General features: G+C 64.3%; 14 protein-coding genes and 1 tRNA gene. 14 read left to right on the forward strand and 1 reads right to left on the reverse strand.

Annotation, left to right across the window (positions count from 1 at the left end; translation table 11 throughout):
* Positions 1-112: 112 nt before the first annotated feature.
* A complete protein-coding gene (locus PX52LOC_RS14065; protein WP_149110697.1) occupies positions 113-1,414 on the reverse strand; it encodes a hypothetical protein in 1,302 nt (433 codons plus the stop codon).
* A 90-nt stretch (positions 1,415-1,504) separates the two neighbouring features.
* On the opposite strand from PX52LOC_RS14065, the gene PX52LOC_RS14070 reads away from it, so the two are divergent.
* The 14 genes from PX52LOC_RS14070 (at position 1,505) to PX52LOC_RS14135 (ending at position 13,751) form a co-directional block, all read left to right on the forward strand.
* Entirely contained in the window at positions 1,505-1,990 is a 486-nt protein-coding gene (locus PX52LOC_RS14070) for a MarR family winged helix-turn-helix transcriptional regulator (RefSeq protein WP_149110698.1), read from the forward strand.
* A gap of 123 nt (positions 1,991-2,113) precedes the next feature.
* Positions 2,114-2,638: an SMI1/KNR4 family protein gene (locus tag PX52LOC_RS14075; RefSeq protein WP_149110699.1), complete on the forward strand. Its 525-nt coding sequence runs from the start codon at positions 2,114-2,116 to the stop codon at positions 2,636-2,638.
* Complete coding sequence (gene pelA, locus PX52LOC_RS14080) at positions 2,635-3,750, forward strand: pectate lyase (RefSeq protein WP_149110700.1); 1,116 nt, start codon at positions 2,635-2,637, stop codon at positions 3,748-3,750. The genes PX52LOC_RS14075 and pelA overlap by 4 nt, the downstream gene beginning before the upstream one ends.
* Before the next feature lie 322 nt (positions 3,751-4,072).
* Positions 4,073-5,011, forward strand: coding sequence for a DUF1559 domain-containing protein (locus PX52LOC_RS41955; RefSeq protein ID WP_168219518.1), 939 nt, complete (start codon positions 4,073-4,075; stop codon positions 5,009-5,011).
* 16 nt (positions 5,012-5,027) lie between these two features.
* Positions 5,028-5,513 (forward strand): hypothetical protein, encoded by a 486-nt coding sequence (locus tag PX52LOC_RS14090; RefSeq protein WP_149110702.1) that lies wholly within the window; start codon positions 5,028-5,030, stop codon positions 5,511-5,513.
* 237 nt (positions 5,514-5,750) lie between these two features.
* On the forward strand, positions 5,751-6,650 hold the full coding sequence (gene rpsB, locus PX52LOC_RS14095; RefSeq protein ID WP_149110703.1) for a 30S ribosomal protein S2: 900 nt from the start codon (positions 5,751-5,753) through the stop codon (positions 6,648-6,650).
* A gap of 128 nt (positions 6,651-6,778) precedes the next feature.
* Positions 6,779-7,627, forward strand: coding sequence for a translation elongation factor Ts (tsf, locus tag PX52LOC_RS14100; RefSeq protein WP_149110704.1), 849 nt, complete (start codon positions 6,779-6,781; stop codon positions 7,625-7,627).
* 57 nt (positions 7,628-7,684) lie between these two features.
* Positions 7,685-7,966, forward strand: coding sequence for a 30S ribosomal protein S20 (gene rpsT / locus PX52LOC_RS14105; RefSeq protein WP_149110705.1), 282 nt, complete (start codon positions 7,685-7,687; stop codon positions 7,964-7,966).
* A gap of 98 nt (positions 7,967-8,064) precedes the next feature.
* On the forward strand, positions 8,065-9,351 hold the full coding sequence (locus PX52LOC_RS14110) for an L-lactate MFS transporter (protein WP_149110706.1): 1,287 nt from the start codon (positions 8,065-8,067) through the stop codon (positions 9,349-9,351).
* Positions 9,348-10,046 (forward strand): zinc-dependent peptidase, encoded by a 699-nt coding sequence (locus PX52LOC_RS14115; RefSeq protein ID WP_149110707.1) that lies wholly within the window; start codon positions 9,348-9,350, stop codon positions 10,044-10,046. The genes PX52LOC_RS14110 and PX52LOC_RS14115 overlap by 4 nt, the downstream gene beginning before the upstream one ends.
* A 54-nt stretch (positions 10,047-10,100) precedes the next feature.
* A tRNA-Ala gene (locus PX52LOC_RS14120) sits at positions 10,101-10,173 on the forward strand.
* Between the two features lie 102 nt (positions 10,174-10,275).
* A complete protein-coding gene (locus PX52LOC_RS14125) occupies positions 10,276-11,190 on the forward strand; it encodes an alpha/beta hydrolase (RefSeq protein WP_149110708.1) in 915 nt (304 codons plus the stop codon).
* A gap of 28 nt (positions 11,191-11,218) precedes the next feature.
* Positions 11,219-12,511 carry a Gfo/Idh/MocA family protein gene (locus PX52LOC_RS14130; protein ID WP_149110709.1) on the forward strand — a complete coding sequence of 431 codons (1,293 nt, stop codon included), beginning with the start codon at positions 11,219-11,221 and terminating at the stop codon, positions 12,509-12,511.
* 157 nt (positions 12,512-12,668) lie between these two features.
* Positions 12,669-13,751 carry a saccharopine dehydrogenase family protein gene (locus PX52LOC_RS14135; protein ID WP_149110710.1) on the forward strand — a complete coding sequence of 361 codons (1,083 nt, stop codon included), beginning with the start codon at positions 12,669-12,671 and terminating at the stop codon, positions 13,749-13,751.
* Positions 13,752-13,823 lie beyond the last annotated feature (72 nt).

Here is a 13,823-nt window from a genome sequence, read left to right on the forward strand (position 1 = left end):
TCACGCGGATCACGGTGCGGTTGTCGTTATCGTCACAGTACACGTTCAGACGATATCTGTCCAAACAAATATTTGGCCGCGGGCCGTCGGAACGGATCGGGCAAGAGGGCAGTCAGTCTTTTCGCCAGTAGGCCGGCAGGGTCGGCTTGGTTTCGCGGAGGATTTCGAGAATGGAACGACGGTCGTCGGCCGTCAGGTGTTTGAACGCGGCGTCCTTGTCTCGGCCGATCAGCACGTCGAACAGTTTGCGGAGAACGTACTCCCGCACCTCGCCCGGCATCTTGTCGAACGCCTCGGAGTAGATCAGGAAACTGCACGGGTAGCGGAACAGCTGCGTCTTCAGGTCAAAGTCCCGCAAGGACCGCTTGGCCTTGTCGAACGGCCCGCGGGCAGCGAACTCCTCGGCGAAGCCGCTTGTCCCCTTGACCGCGTCGGTCAGCTTCGCCTCCTCGCAGAACAGCAACCCCTTCAGCAGGTCGTCCCCGACCGAGGCGATGCGGCTCTTGACCGAGTCGTACCGCGTCGTCGCCGGTTCCTTCAGGGCACGGTTCAACTCGTCCTGGTAGTGCAACGCCACGCGGGTTTCGTAGGTCGCCCGCGCGATCCGGTTGTGGACGGTTGTCTGGTGGCCGAGGACCATGAGGGCGACGATGTCGCTGTGCGGCGTGAGGTAACGATTGACCGTAAAGAACGGCTTCAGGTCGGTGACGTTCTGCGATCCGCCCGGCAGCACGGGGTCGGCGTCGTCGGACCGGCCCTTGTGCCAGCGGTTGCCCAGGTGCTCTTGCTTGCCGTGCGTGCCGGTGACGTACCACCCGCCCCACCGCTCCGCGAACGGGCTGGCGTCGTCGGTCCGGTAGCTGCCGTTGGCCAGCAGCGGTTCGCCGCCGCGGTCGGCGAAGACCGACCGCATCAGGTGGCCGGGCACGCCCCGCGTCGGCGACGCCCCGTGGCACGTCAGGCACGACTCGGTCTGCCGGACGAACCGAGGCCGGACCGCCGGTTCCTGGTCGATCGTGTAGTAAACCGTGCCGAGGGCGGCGTCGGCGACCGACACCTCCAGTACGTCGCCGAGGGGCGTGAACCCGACGTACACGTCGTCGTTGAAGTAGACCGCCCGTGGGGTCTTCGCCGTGATCCGCTGCCGCTGGAGACTCGTCTTCGAGAACACGAGAAGCTGCGACGACTCGGGAACTTTCAGGGCCGCCAGAGCGGACTTGAGGTAGCCGTGGTCGTCGTCGAAGGCGAGCTTCGGCTTCGCGGCCTGCAAGCGTGAGACGGGGTTGTCCGCGGCGGCCTTCGCGTAGCGGATCGGGGCTTGGTCGTAGTCGAACGTCTGGGCCGCTGCGTCGGGGACCGTGGCGAACACAACCGTGGCCGCGAGTACGAGCGAGAGTCGGAAGAATTCGAACATCCCAAACCTCAATCCGGGCAGACCTCCGCGTGACAGTATAGCAGCACAAATGTCTAGACAAATGTCGTTCGAACGGATATTTTGGACGAGATGACGACGCCCACCCCCCGCCCCGCGGCCCGGCGGTTCGACTCGCCCCAACAGGAGGCGTACCTCGCCCTGTGGCGGACGTACGACCGCCTTCGGGCGATCGAGGACGAACTCTTCGCGCAATTCGACCTCACCGCCCAGCAGTACAACCTGCTCCGCCTGCTCCAGGCCGATCGCCCGGCCCCCGTGCCCGTCTCGCGGCTGTCGGAACGGCTCGTCTCGCGTGCCCCGGACATGACCCGCATCCTGGACCGGCTCGAAACCCGCGGACTCGTCCTGCGGGCAAGATCGACCGAGGACCGGCGGGCGGTGTTCGTTAGCATCACTCAACCAGGGCTTGAACTTCTTCGGCAAATCGCTCGCCCTCTCGCGGCCTGTCATGAGCGACAAATCGGCCACCTCTCGGGGAAGGAACTCCAATCCCTGATCGACCTCCTGAAATTGACCCGCCAACCCCACGAGGCGGACGACAGCCCCTGGAAGTGATCGAATTCTTGTGGCGGTTCGTTCGCTCCCCGGCTACGCTGTGACCGATGTTTACTTGCGCAGGGTCCGCCGGCCGGCGCGATCGAGTTGGCTGAATCAGTGTTCGGCCGCAGAGGGCTTCCAGTGGCAATTGCCCCCGATCAGTTTTGGGGATCGAATTACTACAAACACCCGCCGCTAACAGACGAGATGACTGCGGAGGCTGAGCGGCAACTCGGGGTCAAACTACCGGCCGAGTACCTCGCGCTTCTCCACATCCAAAACGGCGGGTACACCCACGGGTTCGGCTTCCCCATGAACCGGCCGACGAAGTGGGCGGCCGATCATGTGCCACTCGACTACCTGTTCGGGATCGTCACCGACCCGGACCATCGCACGGCGCAGAACATCCTCGATACCGCGTACCTGACGGCCGAGTGGGGACTACCGCCCCGCCAAGTCCTTCTCACGGGCGATGGGCACTGGTGGATCAGCCTGGACTACCGATCCGGCGAAGTGCCGTCGGTCGCGTGGCTATACATCGACCTCGGCGAAGACATCCAAGTAGCCCCGTCATTCGCGGCGTTCCTGGACGGGCTCTTGCCGGAGTCGGCGTTTGCCGATGATGAAGAGTCCGAACCAGATGCGGCAGAAGGGAGTGAGGCATGATCCGTTTTCTGGGACTTCAAACTCACCAGAGTTCCTGCCACTGCTTGAGTGGGCCGTTCGGCTGCCGATCCATTATCGCCTTCGTCGTCGCCGTCTGTCTGGCGGTTGGCCCCGTCGCGGCCGGCCCGGGAGAGTACCTCAAGAAGCCCGACACTTGGTTCGCCGGGGACGAAGCCAAGAAGATCGCGGCGAACATCCTGTCCTTCCAAACTGAACTCGGCGGGTGGCCGAAGAACGAATCCACGACCGCCGGGCCGTACACCGGCGACCGCAAGGACCTCAAGCCGACCTACGACAACGGGGCGACCACCGACGAACTGCGATTCCTCGCCCGGATTTACAGTGCGACGAAGGACGCCCCGTACAAGACCGCGTTCGACCGCGGCCTCGATTACGTCCTCGCGGGGCAGTACCCCAACGGCGGATGGCCGCAGTACCACCCGCCGGGCAAAGGCTACCACCGGCACATCACCTTCAACGACAATGCGATGGTCCGCCTCCTGACGTTCCTCCGCGAAGTGGCGACGACCAAGACTTACGCCTTCGTTGACGACGCCCGCCGGAAGACCGCCGCGACCGCCTTCGACCGGGGTATCGTGTGCATTTTGAAGTGCCAGATTAAGGTCGACGGCAAGCTCACCGCGTGGTGCGCCCAGCACGACGAGATCGACTTCCGCCCGCGGCCGGCCCGCACGTTCGAGTTGGCGACTCTGAGCGGGTCCGAGTCGGTCGGCATCACGCGCATTCTGATGAGCCTGGACGACCCGTCGCCGGAGGTCGTGCGGGCGGTCGAGGCGGCGGCCGCGTGGTTCGAGGCGGCGAAGCTGACGGGCATCCGCGTGGCGTCTGAGAAGGACGAGAAGGGACCGAAGGGCGTGAACAAGGTAGTCGTGAAGGATCCGACGGCCCCGCCGCTGTGGGCCCGGTTCTATGAAATCGGGACGAACAAGCCCGTCTTTGCCGACCGGGACGGGGTGCAAAAAATGGCCCTCGCGGACATCGGGTACGAGCGGCGGAATGGGTACGCCTGGTACGGAGCGTGGCCGGAGAAACTATTGACGGTGGGATACCCGGCGTGGAAAAAGCGAGTTGCGGCAAAGACGGGGCGGTAGGCCGATAACACCCTCAACCGGCAGTTCTGCCGGTAGTCTGGCCGTCGTGGTAAGAAACGGAATTGCGCTTGCCCCGGTCGATGTCCCGACAGGTATTCGTCGCAAGTTTCAAAGGGAACTGGCGGTGCCATTCGGCAACATGCGCCAGGCTCACGTCTCAAATCCTTGTTCGGGTTGATGGAATAAGTACTGAATGACAGATCGGCGTGGAGCCGGGGTCATTTTCATGAATCCTACACGGTTGACCCGTCGGCCGCATCTGTTTACAACAAAACCAGTTCCTAACAGAACGTCGCCCTCTTTCTCTCCCGGAGTGCGTTCGATGTTTCGGTTCGTTTCCGCCCGCCGACGAGCGGCCTTTACGCTCATTGAGTTGCTCGTCGTCATTGCCATCATTGCCATCTTGATTGGATTGCTGTTGCCCGCCGTGCAGAAGGTTCGCGAGGCCGCCGCCCGGGCCAAGTGTTCCAACAACCTCAAGCAGATCGGCATTGGCCTGCACGCCTTCCACGATGTGAACAACGGGTTCCCCGCTGGCCGCCTCGGGTGTGACGGTATCACCAGCGGCCCGTGCGCCGGCCTGCCGACAACGGGGATCGGCCGGGCCGGGTTGAGCGGCTTCGTCGCCATCCTGCCGTTCATGGAGTTGGACCCGCTGTACAAGATGTTCAGCACGGTCGAGTACGGCTGGCCGACCAACGCCACGCCGATGTGGGTCGCCCTCAACCAGACGGCCATCGAGACGCGGCCGACCGTGTACGTCTGCCCGTCGGACACCAGCGACGCGAGTGTCGCGAGCAACGGCATGGCGGCCAAGATTGGTAGCTACGCCTTCGTCTCCGGCTCCTTTGGCCCGTCGTCGGGCATCGCTGACACCGTGAAGATCACCAACAACGGTATGTTCGTGTACATCACCAAACGCCGCATTGCGGACGTGACCGACGGCACCAGCAACACGACGGCCGTCGGCGAGGTGTACGACGGCCACCTGGGCACGAACACGAACATCTGGAGCGTCGGCTCCCGGCACAACAGTTCGCTGCGGACGACCGAGAACCCGATCAACACCCCGCCGGGGACGGGCATCTGCTACGGTACGGGCACCAGCGCCATGAATGGCGCGTTCATGAGCCGCCACACGGGCGGGGCCAATTTCGCCCTGGCCGACGGCAGCGTTCGCTTCCTGCAGCAGAACATGGACATTACGGTGTACCGCAACCTCTCCACCATCCGGGGCGGCGAAGTCGCCACCAACCAGTAAGCCAAAAGGATTTCCCATGGCCTGCTCTCTCCCCACCGGCCCCGCCCGCCTCACCGCGGGCGGGGCCTTGGTGGTCGTGTTTCTCTCGCTGGTCGGTTGCAGCGACGGCGGCCCCAAGGTCGTCCCCGTCTCGGGCATCGTCACCATCGACGGCCAACCGCTGACCTACGGTCACATCCAGGTTCTGCCGACCGGCTGGCGACCGGCTTCCAGCCGCATCGGCTCCGACGGCCGCTTCATGCTGACCACGACCGTCTCCGGCGACGGCTGTGCCGTCGGCACCCACCCGGTTGCCATTCTCGCCGGCGAGTCGATCAGCACCGAGGCGACAAAGTGGCACGCCCCCAAGAAGTACGCCGACAGTAAGACGTCCAACCTCACGGTGACCATCACCGGGCCGACGAACGACCTGAAGGTCGAGTTGACGTGGAGTGGCGGCAAGCCGTTCACGGAGAAGTTCGAGCGGGAGGGCGGTACCGAACTCCAGGGTCTCGGCAAGTAAGTCGTGCCGGGCGTGCGTAACGTCACCGGGCCACGGGGTCAATCGCGGAGGTCGGTCGCTCCAGGACCGCCGCCCGAACTTGACCCCGTGGCCCGGCTCGTAAAATTCCTCGCACCTCCGTCTGGCAATTCCGCGAAGGCGGCATATATTCACACTCTTCCGCCCCAGAAACCGTGTTGGGGGCGTTTCGTTGTTTTAACAGGGGATGGGCGACCCTCATCCTGGGAGGTTGGTTTTGTGGCGTTAATCGACGTGAAAGAACTCCTCGACGCGGGCGTACACTACGGCCACCGCGCGAGCCGCTGGAATCCCAAGATGCGGCCGTACATCTACGGCAAGCGTAACCTCATTCACATCATCGACCTCCGGGAAACGGTTCGAGGCCTGCTTCGGTCTCACCGCTACCTGTCGCAGGTCGTGTCCAAGGGCCAACTCGTCCTCTTCGTGGGCACGAAGAGGCAGGGCAAAGACATCCTGGAACGCGAAGCCTCGCGGTGCGGCATGCCCTACGTCAGCGAACGCTGGCTCGGCGGCGCGCTCACGAACTTCAAGACGATCCGCTCGCGGTTGAACCGCCTCGAAGAACTCGAAGCCATGTGGCTGCCCGAAGGCGACAACGCCAAGCGGCACGACATGACCACGTACATCGCCGGCATGATGAACGAAGCCGGCAAGATGGACCTGAACAAGGCTCCTGACACGGCCCCGATCCGCCGCTACAGCAAGAAGATGATCTCGGCGATGAGCCGCGAGTTGCTCAAGATTCGCCGCAACCTCCTCGGCGTTCGCGAGATGAAGCGGGCACCCGAAGTGCTCGTGATCGTGGACCCGAAGAAGGAACACATCGCGGTGAAGGAAGCCCGCCGCATGGGCATCACCACGGTCGCCCTGATCGACACCGACAGCGACCCGGACCCCGTTGACCTGCCGATTCCGGGCAACGACGACTCGATCCGCTCGATCGAAGTCGTGCTGCAGAAGCTGGCGAACGCGGTCCTCGAGGGTCGGGCCGCCCTGCCGCCGGAACAGCAGGCGATGCTGCAAAAGCCGCGGATCATCCCGAAGCCGGAAGCCCCCGCGGCCCCGGTTGCCGACGAGAAGGCCGCCGACGCGCAACCCGCCGGCCAGACGGTCTAAGTGGGGAGAGGGTATCGGGTCTAGGGCCTGGCAGAGGTCGAAGGCGAATGTCTTCTTCTGCCATACCCTGAACCCCTTACCCCATACCCGATCCACCAAAGACAAGCACAAGCGAACGAGAGAGAACAATGAGCACGATTTCGGCCGCCGCGGTGAACGAGCTTCGCAAGAAGACTGACCTGCCGATGATGGACTGTAAGAAGGCCCTCACGGCCGCCAACGGCGACATGGAAGCGGCCATCGAGATTCTCCGCAAGGAGTTCTCGAAGGCGACGATCAAGCGAGAAGGCAACGAGACGGCCGAGGGCCGCATCGGCATCTTCGTCGACAACGCCGCGAAGGCCGGATCCATCGTCGAGTTCCGCTGCGAGTCGGCCCCGACGGCCAAGAACGATCGCGTGATCGAACTGATCGCAGACCTGGCGAAGACGGTCGCCACCGACAACCCGGCCGACGTGCCCGCCCTCATGGGCAGCAAGTTCGGCACGGCCACCGTGAAGGAACGGGTGGACGAAGTCGTCGGCGTGATCCGCGAGAAGATGGTCGTGCAGCGGTTCGCCCGCGACACCGGCCACGTCTACGGCCAGTACATCCACCACGACGGCAGCGTCGGCGTTCTGCTCGTCTGCACGGGCGAGAAGGCCAGCGACGAAGTGATGCGGGACGCCTCGGCCCACATCGCCGCCCTCAACCCGCAGTTCGCCCTCACCAGCGAAGTCCCCGCGGACCTGCTGGCAAAGGAAAAGGAACTGGCGATGTCGCACATCCTGGCCGAGCCGAAGAACCAGGGCAAGCCGCAGAACATCATCGAGAAGATCGCCGAAGGCAAGACGAAGACCTGGCTGGCCGAGACGGTGCTGACCGAGCAACCGATGGCCAACGCCGCGAAGTACCCGAACACGACCGTCGGCCAAGCCTTGCAAAAGGTCGGCCTGACCGTCGTGAAGTTCATCCGCTTCAAAGTCGGAGCGGTGTAATCACCCGACACACACCCGCCGGCCGTCCGGCGGTTCGTTTCATTCCTTGAGGTTTCAATGCCGCATACCGAATCAGCCTGGAAGCGCCTCCGCCAAGCCGACAAGCGCCGCCGCCGTAACCGCGTCGTCGCGAAGCAACTCCGCGAGAAGCGGAAGGTTCTCACGGAGGCCCTGAAGGGCACCGACGAGGCCGCGAAGACGAAGGAAGTGAAGACGGTCCAACAAGCCCTCGACCGGGCCGCGTCGAAGGGGTACATCCACAAGAACAAGGCCGCCCGCCTGAAGTCGCGGCTGGCGAAGAAGCTGAAGGCTCCCGCCGCGGCCCCGGCCGCGAAGTAACGACGTTCGAGCGATTGCATTCAGCCTCCGCGAAGGCTTCCGTACCCCGGAAGTTCTTGCGGAGGCTGCGGCACGAATACCCTTCTCCCGGACTTGCCATGCCCTCTTCCCCCTCCCGTGGCTGGCTCGTCGTCGCGGCCGGTATGGCCGTGAACCTCTGCCTTGGCATCCTCTACGCTTGGAGCGTCTGGAAGGCCAACCTCACGACGAAGGTGCCCGACCTCGTCGGTACGCCGATGCCGACGGACGGCCTCAACGCCGGGTGGACGTTCCTGTCTGACGCCGATGCGACGTGGGCGTATGCCGTGTGCGGGCTGACATTCGCGCTGTTCATGATCCCCGGCGGCCGACTGCAAGACCGATACGGCCCGCGGATCGGCGTCACCCTCGGCGGGCTGTTCCTCGCGGCCGGGTGCGTCCTCGCGGGCGTGTTGCACAGCTACCTCGGCCTCATCGTTGGGTTCGGCATCCTCGGTGGCATCGGCATGGGCCTCGGCTATGCCGCCGCCACGCCGGCGGCCGTGAAGTGGTTCGGCCCGCACCGCCGCGGGTTGATCGTCGGCCTCGTCGTCGGCGGGTACGGCGGGGCGGCCATCTACATCGCCCCGCTCGCTACCGAGTTGATCGCCCGCTACGGCATCACCGGCAGCTTCGTCGCCCTCGGCCTATCGTTCGCCGTCGTCGTGGTCGTGGCCGGGCGGTTGCTCACACCGCCGCCGCCGGGGTTTGTCCCGGCCGGCCCGATGGTGGCGTCGGCCAATCCGGTCGCGGTGGTCAACTGGGCACCGCGGGAGATGCTGCGGACGTGGCAGTACTTCGCCCTCGTCGTGCTGATGTTCGGCGGGGCACAGTCGGGCCTCTTGCTAATCGCGAACGCCGTCCCTCTGCTGGCGAAGGCCGCGAAGGGGAACGAGTTCTTCGCTCAAAACGGGTGGTTACTTGCTGCGTTTGGCGGGATCGTAAACGCCCTCGGTCGCGTGGGGACCGGGTCGTACTCCGACCGCATCGGCCGCACGAACGCCTACACGCTCAACGGCGTCGCGTCGGCCGCGTGCCTGTTCCTGATGCCGACGGTCATTGAATCGAACAACGTCGGCTTGTTGTTCCTCGTCGTCGGTATCGCGTACTGGCAGTACGGCGGCGGTCTGTCACTGATGCCGGCGATGACGGCCGACTTCTACGGCCCGAAGAACCTCGGTACAAACTACGGCCTCGTCTTCCTCGGCTGGGGCCTCGCGTTCCTCGTGCCTCTGACGGCCGGGTACATCAAGGGCTTCACCGGCAATGATGACGCCGCCCTCTACCTGTCCGGCGGCATCCTCACGGCGTGTGTGGTCCTCAGCCGCCTCGTTACCCGGCCCATCGTTGCGAAGGAATTGCCATGAACCCGACCGTACTGCTCGGTGTCCTGATGCTCGTCGGGGCCGACCCAGAGCCGGCGAAGCCGACCGCGCACACGAAGCGAGAAGTCGCGGGCTGGACGGTCCAAGTGGACGACCGATTGCTGAGCGGCCCGGACGCGGATCTCGGCACGCGGGCGTTGAAGTTGATGGAAGGCCAACTGGAAATCGTCGCGCTGGTGGTGCCGGAAGATCGGCTGAAGAAACTGCGGGCCGTGCCGATCTGGCTCGACTGCACGCACGGCAAGTTGGTGCCGGCGCAATATCACCCGAGCGCCGGCTGGTTGAAGTCGCACGGCTACTCCGCGGAACTGGCCCGATGTGTTCACGTGCCGGACGCGAAGTATTTTGCGAGTGCCCACCACCAGCGGCAACAGCCGTGCGCGATGCTGCACGAGTTGGCCCACGCTTACCACGATCAGGTCCTCGGCTTCGACCACGCCGAGGTAAAGGCCGCGTGGGAGCGGTTCGTGTCGAGCGGTAAGTACAAGTCGGTGCTACACATGGACGGCGTGAAGCGGTCGCACTACGGCCTGACGAACGAGAAGGAGTTCTTCGCAGAGATGACGGAAAGCTACGTCGGCCGCAACGACTTCTTCCCGTTCAACGCCGCAGAACTGAAGCAGGAGGAGCCGGAGTTGTACAAGTTGATGGAAAAAATCTGGGGCCGGATGCCGTGACGGCCGGCTCGGTGGTTGACGGTGGGTGGCATCGGCGATAGGTTAGATTCACCTGGGGTCGTAGCTCAGTTGGTAGAGCGCCTGAATGGCATTCAGGAGGTCAGGGGTTCAACTCCCCTCGGCTCCACTCGGGTTCTTCGGTCGATCGCGCATTTCTCATTTCCCACCTTGTCCGCAGTTTGATACGATTTCCTTCCCACCCTCCTCCCGTTCCGCCGAGACGCTTGCAATGCTCTCCCGCTTGGTCCTCGCCGTCGTTGCGATCGCGGCCGTCGTGCCGTTGTTGCCCGCCCAGACTCCCGAATTCACCCGCACCGAGGACGTGATCTACGGTCGCAAGTTCGGCCTCGCGATGACGCTGGACGTGTTCACCCCGAAGGGCAAGAAGAACGGCGCGGCCGTCATCATGGTCATCAGCGGCGGGTGGTACTCCGCCCACGAGGGGATCAACGTCGGCTTTTTCGCCGAGATGCTCAAACGCGGTTACACCGTGTTCGCGGTCGTCCACGGCAGCCAGCCGAAGTTCACCATCCCCGAAGTCCTCGACGACATGCACCGGGCCACGCGGTTCGTCCGGTCCAACGCCAAGAAGTACGAGTTCGACCCGGACCGCATCGGCATCATGGGCGCGTCGGCGGGCGGCCACCTGTCGCTCATGCAGGGCACGGCGTTCAAGCCCGGCAACGAGAAGGCCAAGGACCCGCTGGAGCAGATCTCGTCGAAGGCCAACGCCGTCGGCTGTTTCTTCCCGCCGACCGACTTCCTGAACTACGGCAAGGAGGGCGAACTCGCCCTCGGCGACGGCGTGCTGAAGGGCTTCCGCGCCCCGTTCTACTTCATGGAAGCCGACCCCCGCGGCGGGTTCAAGGAGATCACCGACGAGGCCAAGCGGAAGGAGATCGGCAAGGCGATTTCGCCCGCCTACCACGTGTCGAAGGACTCCGCCCCGTCGCTCATCATCCACGGTGACGCCGACAAACTCGTGCCGATCCAGCAGGCGGAAGTCGTCATCGCGAAGTTCAAGGAGAAGAACGTGCCGTGCGAACTCGTCGTGAAGAAGGGCAAGGAACACGGCTGGCCGGGCATCGACAAGGACATCATCACGATCGCCGACTGGTTCGATAAGTATCTCCCCGCCAAATAACCTTCCTCCTCAACAAGGACCCTCTCCCATGCTCTCGCGTCGTTCGTTCCTCGCCGCCTCGGCGGCCGCCCCACTCGTGCTCTCGCACACGGCACGAGCCGCCGCCAACGAGCGGCTCACCCTCGGCTTCATCGGCGTCGGCACGATGGGCCGCGGGCACCTCGGCGGCTACTTGGGCCGTAAGGACGTGGAAGTCGTCGCCGTCTGCGACGTGGTGAAGGAGCGCCTCGACAGCGCCGCCGGCATGGTCGAGAAGAAGTACGCCGACCGCAAGAAGGCCGGCACCTGGAAGGGCGTGAAGTCCTTCCCCGACTTCCGCGAGTTGCTCGCCGACAAGTCGATTGACGCGGTCGTGATCGCCACGCCGGACCACTGGCACGCGAACGCCGCCGTGCTGTCGGCGAGGGCCGGCAAGCACATCTACTGCGAGAAGCCGCTGACGCACAACATCGCCGAGGGCCGGTGGTTGGTCGAGGAAATCAAGAAGGCGAAGATCACGTTTCAGGTCGGCAGCCAACAGCGGAGCGAGTTCGCCAACCGCTTCCGGGCGGCCGTCGAGATGATCTGGAACGGCTGGATCGGCGACGTGAAGACCGTTCGCATCGGTGTCGCCGGCCCGAACCGGCCGTGCGACCTGCCGACGCAGGAGATCCCCGTCGGCACCGACTGGGACTTTTGGCAAGGCCCGGCCCCGGAACGCGGCTACAACGAAATCCTCTGCCCGAAGGGCGTCCACTCGGGCTTCCCGAAGTGGCGGGACTACCGCGAGTACGCCGGCGGATACGTGGCCGACATGGGCGCGCACCACTTCGACATCGCCCAGTGGGCACTGAAGATGGACGGCAGCGGCCCAGTGGAAGTGAACCCGCCGACCGATCCGAAGCAACTCAGCGGCCTGACGTTCACCTACGCCAACGGCGTGAAGATGATCCACGGCGAGTTCGTGAAGAATAAAGAAGGCCGCGAACTGAAGGCCGACTGCGTCTTCGAGGGGACCGAGGGCACCATCCTCGTCGGCCGTGGGCAACTGGAAGTGATCTTCAACAGCGGCTCGAAGGCCCAGTACCCGGACGCGGCGAAGCGGGTGACGCCGTCGAGCGACCACAAGCAGAACTGGCTGGAAGCGATCAAGGCGGGCAAGGAACCGATCTGCCCGCCGGAGATCGGCCACCGCACGGCGACCGTCTGCCACCTCGGCAACCTCGGCTACCAACTCCGCCGCAAGTTGAAGTGGGACCCGGTGAAGGAGGAGTTCGCGAACGACGACGAGGCGAATAAACTCCGCAGCCGCGAACCGCGGGCGAAGTGGAAGGTGACGTAAGCCTGTTCTTTGGAACCCAGAGCGGAAGCGACGGGGTAGTGAGGCCGCCTCACTACCCCGTCGCTTCCGCTCTGGGTTCCAAAAACGTCTTCAGAAATCGGGCCTGCCGCCCGTTCGCACGCAATAATGGGGTATCTCCACTCACGGAGGCACGCCCATGACGAACGTCGTTCTCCTCGGCGCGGGCAAGATTGGCCGGATGATCGCCCGCTTCCTCGCCGACACCGGCGACTACCGTGTGCGAATCGCCGACGTGGACGCGGACACGCTCGCCCGCTTCCACCGGCCGAACGTCGAACCCGTCACCGTCGATGCCGCGAACGCTGCGTCGCTGACCAAGGCGATGCACGGCTGCTCGCTCGTCATCTCGGCCCTCAGTTTCAGTCTCAACCCGCTGATCGCCGAGATCGCTCACGACCTCGGCCTGAGTTACTTCGACCTGACCGAAGACGTGGAAACCACCCGCCGCGTGCGGGCCGTGGCAGCGCGGGCGAAGCCGGGGCAAATCTTCATGCCGCAGTGCGGTCTCGCCCCGGGGTTCGTTTCGATCCTGACGAACCACGCCGCGAAGGGGTTCGACAAACTCGACACCGTTCACATGCGCGTCGGGGCGTTGCCGCAGTTCCCGACGAACGCGCTGAAGTACAACCTCACGTGGTCCACCGACGGCCTCATCAACGAGTACTGCAACCCGTGTGAGGCGATCCACAACGGCCGCCGTCTCGAACTGCTGCCGCTCGAAGGGCTGGAGCGGTTCGACCTCGACGGCGTCGAGTACGAAGCCTTCAACACCTCCGGCGGCCTCGGCACGCTCTGCGAAACCCTCGACGGCCAGGTTCGCGAACTGAACTACAAGACCGTCCGCTACCCCGGCCACCGCGACCTCGCGACGTTCTTGGTGAACGAACTCCGCCTGAGCGAACGCCGCGAACTGCTGAAGGATGTACTGGAACGGGCCGTGCCGATCACGTACCAGGACGTGGTCATCGTCTTCTGCACCGTGAAGGGCTGGCGGAAGGGCCGGTACGTTCAGCACAGCGAGGCGAAGAAGGTGTACCCGCGGACGTTCGACGGCGAAATCTGGAGTGCCATCCAGGTGACGACGGCCGCCGCGATCTGCGCGGCCGTAGACCTGCACGTCGCCGACCGACTGCCATCGCAGGGCTTCGTGAAGCAGGAAGACGTAGACTACGCCGAGTTCATGGCGAACCGCTTCGGAAAGCACTATTGCTCGATGTGAAAAAAATACTTCTCGGTTTGGCCTTCTAGTGACAGGCGAACTTTTTATGGATTCACGTGTCCACTTGTGGCA

This window comes from Limnoglobus roseus, from assembly GCF_008254045.1.
GTDB classification, from domain to species: Bacteria; Planctomycetota; Planctomycetia; order Gemmatales; family Gemmataceae; genus Limnoglobus; species Limnoglobus roseus.

What these genes read in the sequence shown, in the direction of transcription:
- PX52LOC_RS14065 (WP_149110697.1), bottom strand. Translation starts at nt 1,414, where the DNA reads ATGTTCGAATTCTTCCGACTCTCGCTCGTACTCGCGGCCACGGTTGTG.
- PX52LOC_RS14070 (WP_149110698.1), top strand. Translation starts at nt 1,505, where the DNA reads ATGACGACGCCCACCCCCCGCCCCGCGGCCCGGCGGTTCGACTCGCCC.
- pelA (WP_149110700.1), top strand. Translation starts at nt 2,635, where the DNA reads ATGATCCGTTTTCTGGGACTTCAAACTCACCAGAGTTCCTGCCACTGC.
- PX52LOC_RS41955 (WP_168219518.1), top strand. Translation starts at nt 4,073, where the DNA reads ATGTTTCGGTTCGTTTCCGCCCGCCGACGAGCGGCCTTTACGCTCATT.
- PX52LOC_RS14090 (WP_149110702.1), top strand. Translation starts at nt 5,028, where the DNA reads ATGGCCTGCTCTCTCCCCACCGGCCCCGCCCGCCTCACCGCGGGCGGG.
- tsf (WP_149110704.1), top strand. Translation starts at nt 6,779, where the DNA reads ATGAGCACGATTTCGGCCGCCGCGGTGAACGAGCTTCGCAAGAAGACT.
- rpsT (WP_149110705.1), top strand. Translation starts at nt 7,685, where the DNA reads ATGCCGCATACCGAATCAGCCTGGAAGCGCCTCCGCCAAGCCGACAAG.
- PX52LOC_RS14110 (WP_149110706.1), top strand. Translation starts at nt 8,065, where the DNA reads ATGCCCTCTTCCCCCTCCCGTGGCTGGCTCGTCGTCGCGGCCGGTATG.
- PX52LOC_RS14115 (WP_149110707.1), top strand. Translation starts at nt 9,348, where the DNA reads ATGAACCCGACCGTACTGCTCGGTGTCCTGATGCTCGTCGGGGCCGAC.
- PX52LOC_RS14125 (WP_149110708.1), top strand. Translation starts at nt 10,276, where the DNA reads ATGCTCTCCCGCTTGGTCCTCGCCGTCGTTGCGATCGCGGCCGTCGTG.
- PX52LOC_RS14130 (WP_149110709.1), top strand. Translation starts at nt 11,219, where the DNA reads ATGCTCTCGCGTCGTTCGTTCCTCGCCGCCTCGGCGGCCGCCCCACTC.
- PX52LOC_RS14135 (WP_149110710.1), top strand. Translation starts at nt 12,669, where the DNA reads ATGACGAACGTCGTTCTCCTCGGCGCGGGCAAGATTGGCCGGATGATC.